The organism is Cellulomonas sp. Root137 (genome assembly GCF_001426725.1).
Lineage (GTDB): Bacteria > Actinomycetota > Actinomycetes > Actinomycetales > Cellulomonadaceae > Cellulomonas.
Genome location: NZ_LMFG01000001.1, coordinates 150,699 through 166,726, shown reverse-complemented (window position 1 = coordinate 166,726; position 16,028 = coordinate 150,699). Strand labels below are relative to the sequence as shown.

14 protein-coding genes are annotated in these 16,028 nt (G+C 73.4%); 10 read left to right on the top strand and 4 right to left on the bottom strand.

Annotated elements, in window-relative coordinates; all coding sequences use genetic code 11:
- Both ASD18_RS00785 and ASD18_RS00780 read right to left on the bottom strand, forming a co-directional pair.
- Window positions 1-1,281 (bottom strand): homoserine O-acetyltransferase, encoded by a 1,281-nt coding sequence (locus ASD18_RS00785; RefSeq protein WP_056085760.1) that lies wholly within the window; start codon window positions 1,279-1,281, stop codon window positions 1-3.
- Window positions 1,282-1,287: 6 nt separating this feature from the next.
- Window positions 1,288-2,640, bottom strand: coding sequence for a bifunctional o-acetylhomoserine/o-acetylserine sulfhydrylase (locus tag ASD18_RS00780; RefSeq protein ID WP_255355442.1), 1,353 nt, complete (start codon window positions 2,638-2,640; stop codon window positions 1,288-1,290).
- Between the two features lie 423 nt (window positions 2,641-3,063).
- On the opposite strand from ASD18_RS00780, the gene ASD18_RS00775 reads away from it, so the two are divergent.
- On the top strand, window positions 3,064-4,470 hold the full coding sequence (locus ASD18_RS00775) for an NlpC/P60 family protein (RefSeq protein WP_235522206.1): 1,407 nt from the start codon (window positions 3,064-3,066) through the stop codon (window positions 4,468-4,470).
- 127 nt (window positions 4,471-4,597) lie between these two features.
- Here ASD18_RS00775 and ASD18_RS00770 read toward each other — a convergent pair whose 3' ends face one another.
- Window positions 4,598-5,407 (bottom strand): hypothetical protein, encoded by an 810-nt coding sequence (locus ASD18_RS00770; protein WP_056085757.1) that lies wholly within the window; start codon window positions 5,405-5,407, stop codon window positions 4,598-4,600.
- Between the two features lie 400 nt (window positions 5,408-5,807).
- Window positions 5,808-6,305 carry an inorganic diphosphatase gene (locus ASD18_RS00765; RefSeq protein WP_056085756.1) on the bottom strand — a complete coding sequence of 166 codons (498 nt, stop codon included), beginning with the start codon at window positions 6,303-6,305 and terminating at the stop codon, window positions 5,808-5,810.
- A gap of 152 nt (window positions 6,306-6,457) precedes the next feature.
- Here ASD18_RS00765 and dacB point away from each other — a divergent pair, with 152 nt between their 5' ends.
- The 9 genes from dacB (at window position 6,458) to ASD18_RS00720 (ending at window position 16,026) form a co-directional block, all read left to right on the top strand.
- Window positions 6,458-7,870 carry a D-alanyl-D-alanine carboxypeptidase/D-alanyl-D-alanine-endopeptidase gene (dacB, locus tag ASD18_RS00760; RefSeq protein WP_056091273.1) on the top strand — a complete coding sequence of 471 codons (1,413 nt, stop codon included), beginning with the start codon at window positions 6,458-6,460 and terminating at the stop codon, window positions 7,868-7,870.
- 9 nt (window positions 7,871-7,879) lie between these two features.
- A complete protein-coding gene (locus ASD18_RS00755) occupies window positions 7,880-8,932 on the top strand; it encodes a zinc-dependent metalloprotease (RefSeq protein ID WP_056085755.1) in 1,053 nt (350 codons plus the stop codon).
- Window positions 8,929-9,951, top strand: coding sequence for a tRNA lysidine(34) synthetase TilS (gene tilS, locus ASD18_RS00750; RefSeq protein ID WP_056091270.1), 1,023 nt, complete (start codon window positions 8,929-8,931; stop codon window positions 9,949-9,951). The genes ASD18_RS00755 and tilS overlap by 4 nt, the downstream gene beginning before the upstream one ends.
- Window positions 9,952-9,956: 5 nt before the next feature.
- Window positions 9,957-10,511, top strand: coding sequence for a hypoxanthine phosphoribosyltransferase (gene hpt / locus ASD18_RS00745; protein WP_056085754.1), 555 nt, complete (start codon window positions 9,957-9,959; stop codon window positions 10,509-10,511).
- A gap of 109 nt (window positions 10,512-10,620) precedes the next feature.
- Window positions 10,621-12,648: an ATP-dependent zinc metalloprotease FtsH gene (gene ftsH / locus ASD18_RS00740; protein ID WP_056085753.1), complete on the top strand. Its 2,028-nt coding sequence runs from the start codon at window positions 10,621-10,623 to the stop codon at window positions 12,646-12,648.
- Window positions 12,649-12,657: 9 nt separating this feature from the next.
- Window positions 12,658-13,281: a GTP cyclohydrolase I FolE gene (folE, locus tag ASD18_RS00735; protein ID WP_156387823.1), complete on the top strand. Its 624-nt coding sequence runs from the start codon at window positions 12,658-12,660 to the stop codon at window positions 13,279-13,281.
- Between the two features lie 98 nt (window positions 13,282-13,379).
- Window positions 13,380-14,258, top strand: coding sequence for a dihydropteroate synthase (folP, locus tag ASD18_RS00730; protein ID WP_082573405.1), 879 nt, complete (start codon window positions 13,380-13,382; stop codon window positions 14,256-14,258).
- Complete coding sequence (folK, locus tag ASD18_RS00725; protein ID WP_082573403.1) at window positions 14,255-15,535, top strand: 2-amino-4-hydroxy-6-hydroxymethyldihydropteridine diphosphokinase; 1,281 nt, start codon at window positions 14,255-14,257, stop codon at window positions 15,533-15,535. Before folP ends, folK begins: the two co-directional genes overlap by 4 nt.
- Complete coding sequence (locus ASD18_RS00720; RefSeq protein ID WP_056085751.1) at window positions 15,535-16,026, top strand: DUF3180 domain-containing protein; 492 nt, start codon at window positions 15,535-15,537, stop codon at window positions 16,024-16,026. The genes folK and ASD18_RS00720 overlap by 1 nt, the downstream gene beginning before the upstream one ends.
- Window positions 16,027-16,028 lie beyond the last annotated feature (2 nt).

Below are 16,028 nucleotides of genomic sequence, written 5' to 3'. Positions count from 1 at the left end.
CTACCGCCGTTCGGCGCCCTGCTCCAGGAACTCGCGCACGTACGCGCCCACCAGGTCCTCCTCGATGAGGAAGCCGTCGTGGCCGTAGTCGGAGTGGATCGTCTCCAGCGAGGCGCCGGGGATGCCCGCCGCGATCCGCTCGGACTGCGCGGGCGGGAACAGGCGGTCGGAGTCGACGGCGATGACCAGCGCCCGCGCGGTGACCGAGCCGAGCGCGGCGCTGACCCCGCCCCGGTCGCGACCGAGGTCGTGCGTGATCATCGTGCGCGTGAGCACCACGTAGGTGTTGGCGTCGAACCGCCGGCTGAGCTTGTCGCCGTGGTGGTCCAGGTAGGACTGGACGGCGAACCGGCCGCCCTCCAAGGGCTCCTCGCCGCCCTGCGGGATGCGGCCGAACCGGGTGTCCAGCTCGAGCGGGCTGCGGTACGTCTGGTGCGCGATCTGCCGGGCCAGCCCGAGGCCCACGTGCGGCCCCTCGCCGTCGGCGGCGTCGTAGTAGTCGCCGTCGCGGTAGTGCGGGTCCGCGCGGATGGCGGCGAGCTGGGTGTGGAAGCCGGCGATCTGGTCTCCGGACGTCTGCGCCGCCGTCGCGATCGCGGCGATCGACTCGACGCGCTCGGGCGCGCTCGCCGCCCACTCGAGCACCCGCAGGCCGCCGAGCGACGCGCCGATGACCAGCGCCCACGAGTCGATGCCGAGCAGGTCGGCGAGCCGGATCTCGGCGGCCACCTGGTCGCGCACGGTCAGCAGGGGGAACCGGCTGCCCCACGGCAGGCCGTCCGGCCCCGGGGAGGCCGGGCCCGTCGAGCCCTGGCAGCCGCCCAGGACGTTGGGCGCGACGACGAACCAGCGGTCCGTGTCGATCGGCGCACCCGGTCCCACCATCGACGACCACCAGCCGGGCGTCGGGTGCCCGTCGCCCGCCTCGCCGGTGACGTGCGAGTCGCCGGTCAGCGCGTGCAGCACCAGCACCGCGTTGCTGCCGTCCTCGTTCAGCTCGCCCCACGTCTCGTACGCCAGCCGCACGGCCGGCAGGCGCCCGCCGGACTCGAGCTTGAGCGGGCCGAGGTCGGCGAACTGCCGACGCCCGACGGGGTCGCCGTCGCGCCAGGCCGCGCTCACGGGCACCGGGGGTCGCCCCGTCTCGGGCGCGCGTGTCCCGAGGGTGCGCGGTCGGGCGGGGGACAGGGTCAGGTCGGGCACGTGCTTCCCTTCGGGGTGCGCCGCCGGACCGCCGGTGCGCGTGCTGCGCTCCGGCGGTCCCGGCGGCGTCGTGCTCATGCGCGGTCAGGCACCCTTCGCGGCGCGGAAGCCGGCGTCCAGGTCCGCCAGGATGTCATCGATGTGCTCGATGCCGACCGCGAGTCGGACGAGTCCGGGCGTGACACCGGAGAGGGCCTGCTCCTCCGGGGTCAGCTGGCTGTGGGTGGTCGACGCCGGGTGGATGACCAGCGAGCGCACGTCCCCGATGTTCGCCACGTTGGAGTGCAGCTCCAGCGCGGAGACGAACGCCTGGCCGGCGTCGGTCCCGCCCTCGAGCTCGAACGCGAGCACCGCGCCCGCGCCGCGCGGCGAGTACTTCAGCTGCGCGGCGTGCCACGGGCTCGACTCGAGACCCGCGTAGTGGACCGAGAGGACGTCGTCGCGCGCCTCCAGCCAGGCGGCCACCTTCTCGGCGTTCTGCACGTGCCGCTCGATCCGCAGCGACAGCGTCTCGATGCCCTGCGCGATGAGGAACGCGTTGAACGGCGAGATCGCCGGGCCGAGGTCACGCAGCAGCTGCACGCGCGCCTTGAGGATGAACGCCAGGTTGACGCCGAACGCCCCGCCGACGCCGAGGTCCCGCGCGAACACCAGGCCGTTGTACGACGGGTCGGGGGTGTTGTAGTTGGGGAACCGCTCCGGGTGCTGCGCGAAGTCGAACGAGCCGCCGTCGACGATCACGCCGCCGATCGCCGAGCCGTGGCCGCCCAGGTACTTGGTCGCGGAGTGCACGACGATGTCCGCGCCCCACTGCAGCGGGTTGATCAGGTAGGGCGTCGCGACCGTGTTGTCGACGATCAGCGGGACACCCGACTCGTGCGCGACCCCGGCGACGAGCTCGATGTCGAGGATGTCGGCCTTCGGGTTGGGGATCGTCTCCGCGAAGAACAGCTTGGTGTTCGGGCGGACCGCGTCCTTCCACGCCTGCGCGTCATGCGGGTCCGTGACGAACGTCGTCTCGATGCCGAGCTTGGGCAGCGTGTAGTGCAGCAGGTTGTACGTGCCGCCGTACAGGGACGGGCTGGCGACGATGTGGTCGCCGGCCTCGGCGATGTTGAGGATCGCGAGCGTCTCGGCCGCCTGGCCCGAGGAGACGAGCAGCGCGCCGACGCCGCCCTCGAGCGACGCGATCCGGTTCTCGACGACCTCCTGCGTGGGGTTGTTGATGCGCGTGTAGATGGGGCCGAGCTCGGCGAGCGCGAACCGCTTGGCGGCCGTCTGAGCGTCCGGGAAGACGAACGACGTCGTCTGGTAGATCGGCAGCGCGCGGGCGCCCGTCGTCGGGTCGGGCTCCTGGCCGGCGTGGATCTGGCGGGTCTCGAAGTTCCAGTTCTCGTTGCTCATGGTGCTGCGCTCCGTTGTCGATGGACTGTCGATGGATCTGCTGTGGTGCACGGATCCGCGGAGGGCCTCGGGCAGCCGACATCCGTCCCGCGGAGGGGGGAGTGGCGCACGGATCGAGCCATGGCTCGGGCGGGGTCAGGGCCGTCGTCTGGTGACGGTGACCTGCCCGCGGGCACAGCCGAGCGTGCGCTGGGTCAGCGACACATTCGGCGGGACATGGGCCGAGGGTAGGCGGATCCGTCCGGTCGTTGGAACAGCCGTCTCAGGATGTGGATCTTTGGGTGTCCGTTGCTGCGAACGGGTGATGTCGCACGGATCGCGTCCGGTTCGTCCCAAAGCACATGGATGTGACTCGTGGGACTGGTGTGACAGGTGTTCTCTCCTGAGGTTTTCGCAGGTAGCGTCCTTCGAGGAACGGCTGCCAGAGCCGTTCGTCCACGTCGGGGAGTGCACACGGTGAGCCACAGCAGGAGCACACGCAGGGCCCTCGTCGCGGGAGCCCTCGTCGCCGCTCTGCTCGCGGCCGGCGCGTCCAGCGCCCTGGCCGACCCGACGCCGCCGTCCGCGCAGGACGTCCAGCAGGCACTGGGCGCGGTGAAGTCCGCGGAACGCTCGGTCGCCTCGATGGAGGTCCGGCTCGCGCAGCTGAGCGCCGAGACCGACGCCGCCGAGCTCAAGGTCCAGCAGGCCGGCGAGGCCTACAACCGGGCCGTCGTCGACGCCGACGCCGCACAGCAGGCGTCGCTGGACGCCGTCGCGCAGGCCGAGGACGCGTCCAGCAAGGCCGAGGACGCCCGCCGCCAGCTCGTCGCGATCGCCCGCGAGCTCGCCCGCTCCGGCGGCTCCACCGACCTGCTCCAGGCGCTCCTGTCGTCCGACGGGTTCCAGGACGTCGCGCGCCGGACCACCGCGCTCGACCGCATCAGCGGCAAGGCCGACGAGGCCGTCCAGCAGTACAAGGCGACGCAGCTGGTCGCCACCACCCTCGCCGCCCGCGCCACCGAGGCCGCCGACGAGGCCAAGGCCGCGAAGTCCGCCGCCGCCGACGCCCTGGCCGGCGCCGAGCAGGCCAAGGACGACGCCGCGGCGGCCCTGACCGCCGCAGCCACCGAGCGCGACAGCCTCATCACCGCCCTCGCCGCCGCCCGCCAGACCAGCGCCGAGGTCGAGCGCGCCCGCCAGGACTTCGTCGACCAGCAGCGCCGCGACCGCGAGGACGCCGCCGCCCGCGCCGCCGCGATGCGTCCCGTGGCCACGGCTCCGGCCGCGACGGCACCCACCACCACGACCCCGGTCGCGACGAGGCCGGGCACCACGACACCGCCTGCCACCACGACGCCGCCCGCCACGACGACCCCTCCGGCGACGACGACCCCGCCCGCGGCGAACAACCCCGCTCCGGCGCCAGCGCCGGCTCCCGCCCCGGCCCCGGCGCCCGCGCCCGCCCCGACGCCCGCCAAGTACGGCCTCGGCACGGGCACGTCGCGCGGCTCGGCGGCCGGCGGTGCCGCAGCGCTGGCCTGGGCGCAGACGAAGACCGGCCTCCCCTACATCTGGGGCGGCGTCGGCCCCGACGGCTACGACTGCTCCGGCCTGTCGATGAGCGCCTGGCGCACCGCGGGGGTCAATCTCGCCCGCACCACGCGCGACCAGTACAAGCAGGTCCTCAAGATCAGCTACAACGACCTGCGCCCCGGCGACCTGGTCTTCTGGTCCACCGACGCCAACAACCCGGACGCGATCTACCACGTGGCCATCTGGGCCGGCGGCGGCCAGATCATGGAGGCCTCGAAGCCGGGCGACCCCCTGCGCACCACCAAGATGCGCTGGGGCAACACGATGCCCTTCGCGGGCCGCCCGTAACCCGCCCTCCTCTTCCGCAACGTCCGCACTCGATAGGGCTGGAGCCCTCCCGAGTGCGGACGTTCTGCTTCCCCCCAGGGGATGTCCTCACTCGTGCCTGCTCGGGGGCGTTCGAGTGCGGACGTTGTCACACCCTGGGCCGCGCCGGGGACGGAACCCATCCCGCTTGGCGGAGTGCGCGCTCCACGGCATCCAGGTGGCGATGAGGATCGAGGCGGAGGCCGAGGCTGGGGATCCGCAGCACGGTGTCGCCCCCGAGTGCGATCTCGTTGTGCCGGAGGCTGTCGTCGATCCACCGGTCTGGCTGGAGGTGACCGACGCCGTCCACCTCGACGACCACTCGCCACCGCCGCCAGCGCACGTCGAGGTAGGAGTCGCCGCGCGCTGAGGAGACCACGACCTGGCGGTCAGGTTCCGGCAGGCCACGTGCTCGGCAGTGCGCGGCGAAGTCGAGCTCGTTGAGCGAGTGGGCTCCGCCTGCGACGTCGACCAGCACGCTCCGGAGCAGTGAGCGTCTCCGATCCCGCTTCACCCGCTCGAGCACCGAGACAAGAGGGTCGATCGCCGTCAGTCGTTGCTGCACGGTCGCGACGAGCAGGAGGGTCGCCTCCCGATCCGTCCTCGCCCACAGCGCCGCCTGGATGGTCGCGACCTCGGGCCTCGCTCGCGGGACTCCCACGGTCACGATGTCCTCGTCGCGCCAGCGTCGCGTCTCGTGGACGCGGAAGCCCGGTGACGGTGGGACCGGGTGCGACGACTTCGGGGCGGCGATGTGCACGAGGCCGTCGTCGGCGATTCCCGAGAGCCCGGCCGCGATCAATGCCGTGAGCCCGGCGACGGCGGCTCGGGGGCGCGAACCCGTGGCAGCCCGTGGAGCGCACTCGAGAATGCCGAGCCACCAGTCGACCCGGTCGCTCGGCTGCGGCGACGCGACCACGACGGTGTTCCTGCCGACGCATCGCCATCTGCCGGCGGCGAGCTCCGCCTCGAGCTGGGCGGCAGTGACTCCGAGGCTGCGGATCTGCGGGCGAGTGAGCAGTCCGGCTTGCTCAGCAGCGTGAGCCGCGATGCGCTCACGGCGTTCCACCCGCGGCTGACGACCCGTTGCCATCCGCCCAGGTTCCCGGCGCGCGCCAGCCAGGTCGTGGAGCGCGACGAAAGCTGTGGACGAAGGAGCCCTGAGCAGCGTCCGGAGGGCGGCTCGACAACGTCCGCACTCGCGCGGGTTGGAGCCCACACGAGTGCGGACGTGACGAGGGGGAGAACAACAACGTCCGCACTCCCGCGGGTTGGAACCTGCAGGAGTGCGGACGTTGCGGGTGGGGCGGTGGCAGCCCTCAGTGGCTGTAGTAGTTGGTGTCGATGGCGCGCTGGCGGCTGCGCTCGATCTCCGCCTCTGCCTCCGAGCGGCCTACCCAGTGGGCCCCCTCGACCGACTTGCCCGGCTCCAGGTCCTTGTAGACCTCGAAGAAGTGCTGGATCTCCAGGCGGTGGAAGTCGGACACGTCGTCGATGTCTTGCCTCCACGCGGCGCGCTGGTCGCCCGTCGGCACGCACAGGACCTTGTCGTCGCCGCCGGCCTCGTCGCGCATGCGGAACATCCCGAGCGCGCGGGCGCGGATCAGGCAGCCGGGGAACGTCGGCTCCTCGAGCAGCACCAGGGCGTCGAGCGGGTCGCCGTCCTCGCCGAGGGTGCCCTCGATGAAGCCGTAGTCGTCGGGGTACCGGGTCGAGGTGAACAGCATCCGGTCGAGGCGGATGCGCCCTGTGGCGTGGTCCACCTCGTACTTGTTGCGCTGACCCTTGGGGATCTCGATCGTGACGTCGAACTCCACAGTGCTCCTCCGCCCCACGTCCGCGGCCGGCGGTCGCGACACTTGTCGTCATGCGGCGCGCCGGAGTGTCAGGGGCGCCCTTGTCTCGGACAGTAGTCTGACGCACCGCGGGACGGGGCGTCCCACCGGGGAGCGAGCGGGGCGGGGTGACGATGACCACAGCGGCGAGAGTCGTCGGCACGGGCTTCCTCGTCCTGGTGCTGGCCGGCGGGGCGTACGCGACGGCGGACGCGTACGACGTGGTCCCGGGCATGGTCACGCTGGAGGACCCGCCGCCGGACCCCCTTCCGTTCCCCACCGCCCCGGGCGCGGTCGAGCCGGTCGACACCGGCTCCGCGCTCGCGGACCTGGACCCGCAGGCGCCGGTACCCGTGGCGGCGAACGTGCAGGCGCTGGTCGACGGGCTGGTCAAGGACCCGCGCATGGGCACGAGCGTCGGGGTGGTCGTCGCGGACCAGCTGACCGGGGACGTCCTCGGCGCGCACCTGCCGGACGCCGGCCGCACGCCGGCATCGACGGCCAAGCTGGTGACGGCCATCGCGGCGCTGAGCACCCTCGGGCCGGACGTGACCTTGCCGACGAGGGTCGTGCGGGGCGCGGGCAGCAGCATCGTGCTCGTCGGCGGCGGGGACATGATGCTCGCCGCCGGTGCAGGCGACCCGGCGGCGGTCGAGGGGCACGCCGGGCTGGCCGACCTGGCCGCCCAGGTGGCCAAGGCGCTGCAGCTCGAGGGCGTCACCACGGTGAGCCTCGGGTTCGACGACTTCCTGTTCTCCGGTCCGACGCTGAGCCCCACGTGGAACCCGGCGGACATCGCCGCGGGCTTCGTCGCGCCGGTCACCCCGCTGGCCGTCGACACCGCCAAGATCACGCCCGGTGAGTACCCCCCGCGCTACGCGGACCCGTCGCTCGCCGCGGCCAAGACGTTCGCGCAGCGACTGGCCGAGGTGGGGATCACGGTCGACGGGACGCCGCGGCGGTCGGAGATGCCGGAGAACGCCCGCGAGCTCGGCATCGTGCAGTCGGCCCCGCTGGACGGGATCGTGCACCACTTCCTCGACACGTCCGACAACGCGATCACCGAGGTCGTCTCGCGGCTGGTCGCCATCGACGCGGGCCTGCCCGCCACGTTCGAGGGCGGCACCACCGCCGTCCTGCACGCGGTCGCCGTGGCCGGGGTCGACACCACGGGCGCCAGCCTCTCCGACGCCTCGGGCCTCGGCGCGGGGTCGGTGCTCCCGCCCGACCTGCTCGTCGGCCTGCTGCGGCTGGCCACCGACCCCGCGCACGGGGTGCTGCGAGACGTCGCGACGGGCATGCCGATCGCCGGGCTCACCGGCACCCTGAGCGACCGCTACACCCAGTCGACGGCCCGCGGGCTGGTCCGCGCGAAGACCGGGAGCCTCCCGCACGTCACGTCGCTGGCGGGCACGGTGCTCGACGCCGACGGGCGCCAGCTGGTGTTCGTCGTCATGGCGGACGCGACGCCCGACGGCGGCCAGTGGGGCCCGCGCGCGGCCATCGACTCGTTCGTCACCACGTTGTCCGGGTGCGGCTGCGGTTAGTTTGACCCGGTGGACAACGCCGAAGGACCGGTCGACTGGGAGCTCGCCGCCCGCATCGCCGGGCGGCTGGCCGCGCCGGGGCCTGTGGCGGACCGCGCGGAGCTGATCGCGCTCGTGGACGACCTGCGCGACGCCGCCGGCCGCGCGGCCGCGCACGCGAGCGCGATCACGGGACTGACGGCGGCGGACGGGACCCCGCCGGAGCTGGTGTCGACGGTGCTCGTCGTCGACCGTCCGCGCTGGGCCCTGGCCAACGCCGAGGTGTTCGCCGCGATGACCGGCCCGCTCGCCGCCACGACGCCGTCGTCGGCCACCCGCTCGGCGGCCGCGCTGCAGGTCGGCGGCGTGCTGGCGCTCCTGTCCGGGAAGGTGCTCGGCCAGTTCGACCCCTTCACGTCCCACGACGGCCGCGGCCGGCTGCTCCTCGTCGCGCCGAACGTGCTGCACCACGAGCGCCGGCTCAAGGTGGACCCGTCCGACTTCCGGCTCTGGGTGGCCCTGCACGAGCAGACCCACGCGCTGCAGTTCGCCGCGGCACCGTGGCTCGCGGACCACCTGCGCAGCCGCGCGGCCGAGCTGATGACCGACCTGGCGGGCGACAAGTCCCTGGTCCCGCGCGTCGGCGAGCTGCTCCAGGCCGTCGGGCGGGCGGTGACCGGCGGTGCCGACGACGGCGCCGGGGTCCTCGACCTGCTGTCCGCGCGCCAGCGGGAGGTGTTCGAGGAGGTCGGCGCGGTGATGGCCCTGCTCGAGGGGCACGCGGACGTCGCGATGGACGAGGTCGGCCCGCGGGTGGTGCCCAGCGTGCGCAAGATCCGCAAGGCGTTCGAGGCCCGGCGCGACGAGGCGGCGAAGGCCCGCGGCGTCGACCGCGTGCTGCGCCGGCTGCTCGGCCTGGACACCAAGCTGGCGCAGTACCGCGACGGTGCCGCGTTCGTCCGGGCGGTGCGCAAGGACGTCGGGATCGAGGGGCTGAACGCGGTCTGGACGTCGCCGGAGCGCCTGCCGCTGCCGCAGGAGATCTCCGACCCGCGCGCGTGGGTGAGGCGGGTGCACGGGTGAGCGGTCCCGCCCGGGAGGTGGCCGCGGTGCGGTCGGCGGTCGTCGCCTCGCTGGCCGACCTGCCCCCGGACGCGCTGGTCCTTGTCGCGTGCTCCGGCGGACCGGACTCACTCGCGCTCGCGGCGGGGGTCGCGTTCCTCGCCGGGCGCACCACCACGACGTGGCGCGCGCAGGCCGTCGTCGTCGACCACGGGCTCCAGGACGGCTCGGCGCAGGTGGCCGACGAGGCGGCGCAGGCGTGCCGCGGGCTCGGGCTCGACGCCGTCGTGGTCCGAGTCGCGGTGGACGGCCACGGAGAGGCGCCCGCGCGGGCCGCCCGGTACGCGGCGCTCGAGCGTGCCGCCGACGACCTCGGTGCCGCGGCCGTCCTGCTCGGGCACACGCTCGACGACCAGGCCGAGACCGTGCTGCTGGGACTGGCCCGCGGGTCCGGAGCACGGACGCTCGCGGGGATGCCGCCGACGCGCGGACGGTTCCGCCGCCCGCTGCTGGGACTGCGCCGCACCGACACCCTGGCCGCCTGCGCCGCGCAGCACCTGGCGCCCTGGCACGACCCCACCAACGACGGCACCCACGCCGACGCCTCGCTGCGCAGCCGCGTCCGCAGCGATGCGCTCCCGACGCTCGAGCGGGTGCTCGGCCCGGGCGTGGCGGAGGCGCTCGCCCGCACCGCGGCCCAGCTGCGCGACGACGCGGACCTGCTGGACGCGCTGGCCGCCGACCTGCTGAACGCGGCGTCGGTGGACGGGGGTCTCGACGTCGACGTGCTCGCGGCCGCGGCGCCGGCCCTGCGCACCCGCGCGCTGCGGACCGCCGTGATCGCCGCCGGGAGCCCCGCCGGCGCGCTCCTGCGGGTGCACGTGCTGGCGGTCGACGCGCTGGTCACGGACTGGCACGGGCAGGGCGCGGTGGCCCTCCCGGGCGGGGTCGCGGCCCGTCGGTCGTGTGGCAGGCTTGCCCTGGGTCCGGCCCCCGCCCCGCGGGAAGCGCCGGTACGGGCGGTGGATCAAGAGGAGTGACTTCGGTGGACCCTGCGGACATGGGCGACGACCTCGAGCGGGTTCTCCTCTCGGAGGAGCAGCTGCATCAGAGGCTCGACGAGATCGCGGCGCAGATCGACGCCGACTACGCGGGCAAGGACCTGCTCCTCGTGGGCGTCCTCAAGGGTGCGGTCATGGTGATGGCGGACCTCGCCCGCCGGTTGCACTCGACCGTGCAGATGGACTGGATGGCGGTCTCGTCGTACGGCTCCGGCACCAAGTCGTCGGGCGTCGTGCGGATCCTCAAGGACCTCGACGCCGACCTCACCGGCCGGCACGTGCTCATCGTCGAGGACATCATCGACTCGGGCCTGACGCTCTCCTGGCTGCTGTCCAACCTGCGCTCGCGCGGGCCGGCCACCGTCGAGATCGCGACGATGCTGCGCAAGCCCGAGGCGTCCAAGGTCGACGTCGACGTGCGCTACGTCGGCTTCGACATCCCGAACGAGTTCGTCGTCGGCTACGGCCTGGACTACGCGGAGAAGTACCGGAACCTGCCGTTCGTCGGCACGCTCGCTCCGCACGTCTACGGCGCCTGAGGTCGAGTGCGCCCTCGGTGAACACGGTCGGTCCCGCCCAGGTTCCCCGTGTAACTTCGAGGCCACCTGTCCCGCGAGCGGAGGTTGAGGGGCTCTGCCCCGATCGCCCATGAACGTCAAGCGACTAGCCCGTGGCCCCATCCTGTGGGTCGTCATCGCCGTGATCCTGCTGTACATCGGCGCGTCCACGCTCGCGGCCCCGAAGATCAGCAAGATCGACACGTCGGACGGCCTCACGCTCATCGCGGACGGCAAGGTCGAGCAGGCGAAGATCACCGAGGGCGTCCAGCGCGTCGACCTGACCCTCACGGAGGACTTCACCAAGGGCGACGACAACCTGGGCAAGCTGGTCCAGTTCAACTACGTGGTCCCGCAGGGCGAGTCCGTCGTCACCGCCATCGCGGAGGCGGACATGGAGAAGGGCTACACCTCGGTCGTCCCGCAGACGTCGTGGTGGGCCAGCATCCTCAGCTTCATCCTGCCGCTGATCATCATCCTGGGGATCTTCTGGTTCCTGATGTCGAACATGCAGGGCGGCGGCTCGCGCGTCATGAGCTTCGGCAAGTCGAAGGCCAAGCTGGTCAACAAGGAGTCCCCGCAGGTCACGTTCTCGGACGTCGCGGGTGTCGACGAGGCGGTCGAGGAGCTCCAGGAGATCAAGGAGTTCCTCGCGGAGCCGGCCAAGTTCCAGGCCGTCGGCGCCAAGATCCCCAAGGGCGTGCTGCTGTACGGCCCGCCCGGGACCGGCAAGACCCTGCTCGCCCGCGCGGTCGCCGGCGAGGCCGGTGTGCCGTTCTACTCGATCTCCGGCTCGGACTTCGTCGAGATGTTCGTCGGCGTCGGCGCCAGCCGTGTCCGTGACCTGTTCAACCAGGCCAAGGAGAACGCCCCGGCGATCATCTTCATCGACGAGATCGACGCCGTCGGCCGTCACCGTGGCGCCGGCATGGGTGGCGGGCACGACGAGCGCGAGCAGACGCTCAACCAGATGCTCGTCGAGATGGACGGGTTCGACGTCAACGCGAACGTCATCCTCATCGCGGCCACCAACCGGCCCGACATCCTCGACCCCGCCCTGCTGCGTCCCGGCCGCTTCGACCGTCAGGTCGCCGTGGACCCGCCGGACCTCAAGGGCCGCGAGCGGATCCTCGCGGTGCACTCCCAGGGCAAGCCGATGGCGCCGCACGTCGACCTGAACGTCGTCGCGCGCCGGACCCCCGGGTTCACGGGCGCCGACCTGGCCAACGTGCTCAACGAGGCCGCGCTGCTCACCGCTCGCACGGGCCAGCAGACGATCACCGACCACACGCTGGACGAGGCGATCGACCGCGTCATCGCGGGGCCGCAGAAGCGCACGCGGATCATGAACTCCAAGGAGATCAAGATCACCGCGTACCACGAGGGTGGCCACGCCATCGTCGCGGCGGCGCTGCGGTACACCGACCCGGTCACCAAGGTGACGATCCTGCCGCGCGGTCGCGCGCTCGGGTACACGATGGTCATGCCCACCGAGGACAAGTACTCGACCACCCGCAACGAGCTGCTGGACACCCTGGCCTATGCCATGGGTGGTCGCGTCGCCGAGGAGCTGGTGTTCCACGACCCGACCACCGGGGCCAGCAACGACATCGAGAAGGCGTCGGCGACGGCCCGCAAGATGGTCACGCAGTTCGGGATGAGCGCCAGGCTCGGCGCGATCCAGCTCGGCCAGGCCTCCGGCGAGGTGTTCATGGGTCGCGACATGGGTCACGGGCGGGACTACTCGGAGGACATCGCGGCGTCGATCGACATCGAGGTGCGTTCCCTGATCGAGCGGGCGCACGACGAGGCCTGGGAGATCCTGGTCGAGTACCGCGACGTGCTCGACGCCCTGGTGCTGGAGCTCCTCGAGAAGGAGACGCTCAACCAGGAGCAGCTGGCGACGGTCTTCGCGCCGATCACCAAGCGCCCGCCGCGCCAGGTCTGGTTGTCCAGCGAGCAGCGCGCGGTGTCCGACCGGCCCCCGGTCATGACCGCCTCCGAGAAGGCCGCCCAGAACGGGCACCCGGTCATCCCCGAGGACGAGGCCGCCGCGGCCTTCGGTCACCCGACGGAGCAGGTCATCGAGGTCCCGCCGTCGCAGACGCCGGACGCGTAGGTCGCGACGATGGCCCAGGAGCAGGTGTCCGACATCGGCCCGGTGACGTTCACGGGCGCGGCAGTGGGCGAGTACGACCAGGACCGCGTCGAGGCCGCCATCCGCGAGCTGCTCGTGGCGGTGGGGGAGAACCCCGACCGCGAGGGGCTGCGGGAGACCCCGGCGCGGGTCGCGCGGGCGTACCGGGAGATCTTCGCGGGCCTCTACCAGGAGCCCGGTGACGTCCTGACCACCACCTTCGACATCGGTCACGAGGAGATGGTGCTGGTCAAGGACATCGAGGTGTACTCCACCTGCGAGCACCACCTCGTGCCGTTCCACGGCGTCGCGCACGTCGGCTACATCCCGGGCACCGACGGCCGCATCACCGGGCTGAGCAAGCTCGCGCGCCTGGTCGACGTGTACGCGCGGCGCCCCCAGGTGCAGGAGCGGCTCACCTCGCAGATCGCCGACGCGCTCGTCGCCGAGCTGCAGCCGCGCGGCGTGCTCGTCGTGGTCGAGTGCGAGCACCTGTGCATGTCGATGCGCGGCGTCCGCAAGCCCGGGTCGCGCACGGTCACGTCGGCGGTGCGCGGGCAGATGCGTGACGTCGCCACTCGCGCGGAGGCCATGAGCCTCGTGCTCGGCCGCTGACGCCCGGCAGACCCTAGGCTCGCACCGTGACAGGCCCAGGCTCCTCCCGTCCGGCACCGCTGCCGGCACGGTTGCACGACCTCGGACGGACGCTCGTGATGGGTGTCGTCAACGTCACCCCGGACTCCTTCTCCGACGGCGGCCGGTGGTTCACCCCGGGTGCCGCGGTGGCCCACGGTCTCGAGCTGCTGGAGCAGGGCGCGGACCTGCTGGACGTCGGCGGCGAGTCGACCCGGCCGGGGTCGCGCCGCGTCGCGGTCGAGGACGAGCTGGCCCGGGTGCTGCCGGTGGTCGAGGAGCTGGTGGACCGCGGTGCGACGGTGAGCGTGGACACCACCCGCGCGGTGGTCGCCCGCGCGGCCGTCGGTCGCGGTGCCGCGATCGTCAACGACGTCTCGGGCGGCCTGGCCGACGACGCGATGTACTCCGCGGTCGCCGACACCGGCGTGGTCTACGTGGCGATGCACTGGCGCGGCCACGCCGACGTGATGGACGACCTCGACGACTACGACGACGTGGTGACCGACGTGCGCCGCGAGCTCGCCGCCCGCGTGGACGCGCTGCGCGCCGCGGGGGTGCACGACGACCAGGTGGTGCTCGACCCCGGCCTCGGGTTCGCGAAGGCGGGGAGCAGCAACTGGCCCCTGCTGGCGCGGCTGCCCGAGCTGGTGGCCGACGGCTTCCCTGTGCTGGTCGGCGCGAGCCGCAAGCGCTTCCTCGGCCACCTGCTGGCGGGTAGGGACGAGGAGCCGGCGCCGCCGCTCGCGCGGGACCGTGCGACGGCGGCGGTGACCGCGCTGGCCGCGGCCGCGGGGGCCTGGTGCGTGCGGGTGCACGAGGTGGCAGGCTCGGCCGACGCGGTGCGGGTGGCGGCGGCGTGGCAGGGTGCGACCGGCACGGGTGCCGGTGCGGGACCCGGCGACGACGACGAGCTGGCCGTCGACGAGGACGCGAGAACCGGAGGGAGCACGCGGTGACCACGAACGACGAGAGCCGACCGGACGCGCTGGACGCCAGCGGGCGTCGGCTCGACCAGATCAGGCTCACGGGCATCACCGCCCTCGGGTACCACGGCGTGTTCGAGCACGAGCGGCGCGAGGGGCAGACGTTCGTCGCGGACGTCGTCGTGCACCTCGACACCCGGCGTGCCGCGGCGCGCGACGACCTCGCGCACACGCTCGACTACGGCGCGCTGGCCGAGCAGGTGGCGGCCGTGCTGTCCGGGGAGCCGGTCGACCTCATCGAGACCGTGGCCGAGCGGATCGCCGCGACCGTCCTCGCCTCCGGGGTGGTGCACGCCGTCGACGTCGCCGTGCACAAGCCCCACGCGCCCATCCAGGTGCCGTTCGGGGACGTGGTCGTCGCCATCCACCGCGACCGCACCAAGCTCCCGGCCGCCGAGCCCTACGTCCCGCGCCCGACGGCGGCGGAGCCGGTCTCCCGGCCCGTCCCCACGTCCACCGCCGCCTTCCCGGTCACCCCGGCGCCCGGTGCCCCCGCGGTCGCGGCGGCACTCCCCGCCGGCGCGTGGGCCGACGCCGTCGTCGCCCCTGCTCCCGGGGAGCTCTCGGTGGGCGGGCCCGACACGAGGTCGACGGAGCTGGAGACGATCCCCGACGCCGTCGTGGACGGCGAGCTCGTCACGGACGCTCTGGACCAGGCGCCCGACGGGCCGGTGGAGATCGTGCTGGCGCTCGGCGCGAACCTCGGTCCGGCGCAGGAGACCCTGCGCGAGGCCGTGAGCGACCTGGCCGGCACCCCCGGCGTGGAGGTCGTCGAGGTCTCGGCCCTCGCGCGCACCTCGGCCGTGGGCGGACCCGAGCAGGCCGACTACCTCAACGCCGTCGTGCTGGCCACGACCACCCTCGCGCCGCGCGAGCTGCTGCGGGCGACCCAGGCGATCGAGCACGCGCACGGACGCGAGCGGCACGAGCGCTGGGGGCCGCGCACCCTGGACATCGACATCGTGGTGTACGGCTCGGTGCTCGCCGTGACCGACGACCTCGAGCTCCCGCACCCGCGCGCGCACGAGCGTGCTTTCGTGCTGCAGCCGTGGGCGCAGGTGGCCCCGCACGCGGTGCTGCCGGGTCTGGGCGGCGGACCGGTCGGCGCGCTGGCCGCGACCGCACCGGACCGCGACGGCGTCCGCTGGCTGGCGCTGGACTGGCTGACCGCCCCGATCCCCGCGGTGGGCAACGACACCGCCGCCGTCCCGTCCGGCCCCCGACCGGGCCCGGAGGTCCTGGACGCGTGATGCACCGCACCCGCTGGCAGACCCTCCTGCTCATCGCCGTCGCCGGGGCCGCCGTCACGTGGATCGTGCTGCGCGCGGTCGCCGGGCGCGGCGGCATGCTCCCGTCCGTGCCGGGTCTGGTGGTGGCCGTCGAGCTGCTCATCGCCGCGGTCGTGTTCTCCATGGGCTGGGCCGTGCGGCAGTTCCTGCGCGGCAAGCGGCCGACGCTGGACCCCATCCGGGCCGCCCGCACGGCCGTGCTCGCCAAGGCGTCCTGCTACACGGGCGCGCTGCTCGCCGGCTGGTACGGCGGCCAGGTCCTCACGCTGGTCAGCGACCTGGGCGTGCCCGGCAACGGCGGCCGGGCCGTCGCGGCCGGGATCGCGGCGGGCGGTGCCGTGGTGCTCGCGGTGGTCGGCCTCGTCGTCGAGTGGTTCTGCCGGGTGCCGCCGCCCGAGGAGGGGACCGAGGCCGCGCGCGAGCGCCCCGCACCGGACCCGACCGCCACCTGACC

Excerpts from the sequence above, each read along its gene's own strand:
- ASD18_RS00785 (WP_056085760.1), bottom strand. The coding sequence starts at position 1,281 with ATGAGCACGACGCCGCCGGGACCGCCGGAGCGCAGCACGCGCACCGGC.
- dacB (WP_056091273.1), top strand. The coding sequence starts at position 6,458 with ATGACCACAGCGGCGAGAGTCGTCGGCACGGGCTTCCTCGTCCTGGTG.
- ftsH (WP_056085753.1), top strand. The coding sequence starts at position 10,621 with ATGAACGTCAAGCGACTAGCCCGTGGCCCCATCCTGTGGGTCGTCATC.
- folE (WP_156387823.1), top strand. The coding sequence starts at position 12,658 with ATGGCCCAGGAGCAGGTGTCCGACATCGGCCCGGTGACGTTCACGGGC.
- folP (WP_082573405.1), top strand. The coding sequence starts at position 13,380 with ATGGGTGTCGTCAACGTCACCCCGGACTCCTTCTCCGACGGCGGCCGG.
- ASD18_RS00720 (WP_056085751.1), top strand. The coding sequence starts at position 15,535 with ATGCACCGCACCCGCTGGCAGACCCTCCTGCTCATCGCCGTCGCCGGG.